This window comes from Vibrio sp. D173a, from assembly GCF_030248475.1.
This window is the reverse complement of record NZ_JAHGAH010001647.1, coordinates 1-1,254: the sequence shown is the minus strand read 5'-3', so window position 1 is coordinate 1,254 and position 1,254 is coordinate 1. Positions and strand designations below refer to the sequence as shown.

Annotated in this window: 1 protein-coding gene; it reads left to right on the top strand. The window is 38.4% G+C overall.

Going from position 1 to position 1,254, the window contains the following annotated elements; genetic code table 11:
- Window positions 1–108: 108 nt before the first annotated feature.
- The coding region (locus KIV40_RS35325; RefSeq protein WP_285354140.1) for a hypothetical protein at window positions 109–1,254 on the top strand (1,146 nt) is incomplete at its 3' end.

Below are 1,254 nucleotides of genomic sequence, written 5' to 3'. Positions count from 1 at the left end.
CATAGCGTTTCCTCGATTTTTAAACAAACGTGTATTTATTTAATCAAGTATTAACTGAGTAGCAAATTAATTTACTTTGAAGTGAATCGAAATAATCTTCGGAATTTGATGAAAGAATGTTCAAAGGATACAGATGCAGCTGGTAAAATGGTTGGTGACTTGATTGTTCCAAGTAATTTGAAGCTCTCGTTTACCTTAGAAGGTATACCTGATGGTGGTTTTGTTACGTTTCAAATACGCGAAGCGAACAATACACACTTCACCGCTAATACATTTTCTAAAGAGTATTTGGAAGATCTTACGCTGAGAACAGCTACGTTTGGTATGAACCGTGAAGCTGTTAGTAGTTGTAATAAAGGTGATAACTTTAGTAGCACTACACGTAATGACTTGTCTTATAGTGCTGTAGTATCTGAAGGCGGAAACTATATTTTTCAATCGCAATTAGCTGAAGAATCGGTACCGAGGTATTCAATTGATAGTCTAGATGCGCGTGCCTTACCGAACGGGACAACTGAATCAACCATCGTTACGCAATTCAAAGGTGACTATTTGCATCAATACGGTGTGCGAGATTGGAGTAACGCTAGTCCTTTAGATTTGGTAAGTATGGCAGGCAACAAAGGTCAATTAACACATACCAATGATTTTGATTACTCTGAAGTTGAAATTAAGGTTACTCAGGGCGACTTTAGTTACGACATTGTAACGATTCCTAGTGCTCAGGCAGATTTTACACATCCAGACTCTCCTAACACTGAAAGTTGGAGTTTGAGTGTCGAATCGGATACTCCACTAAACGGTTGGAGCATTGATGTTAACAAGAAGTTGTATGTTGAAGGTTCATGGGATGTAAGCATTGCGACTGATACTTTATTTGACCTGGATTCTTTGCCAATTAACTTGCCGACTCTATCGGGTAATAATTTAGATTTTTATTTCAGCTTTACGGATGAACTCGGAAAAATGAGAGTTGCTTATACGACAGAAAGCTTAAGTAGTGGTCTTCATAAAGTGACACATAAGCTGTTTACGCATTTAGAAAACACAGTTCCTGAACTTCATTACTATGACTACTCTGATACTATAAAGAACGAGCTACAGCTAGACCCATCTTCAGACCCTATCCATCAGACGGTCCTAATTGAAACAGAAGAGTCTGACATTACAGGCTACGACTTTTTGCCTGCATTCGCGCATGGTAATGTCACAGATTTGGCTGAAGATTTAGATGGGCTTGTTGTTAATGAAGTT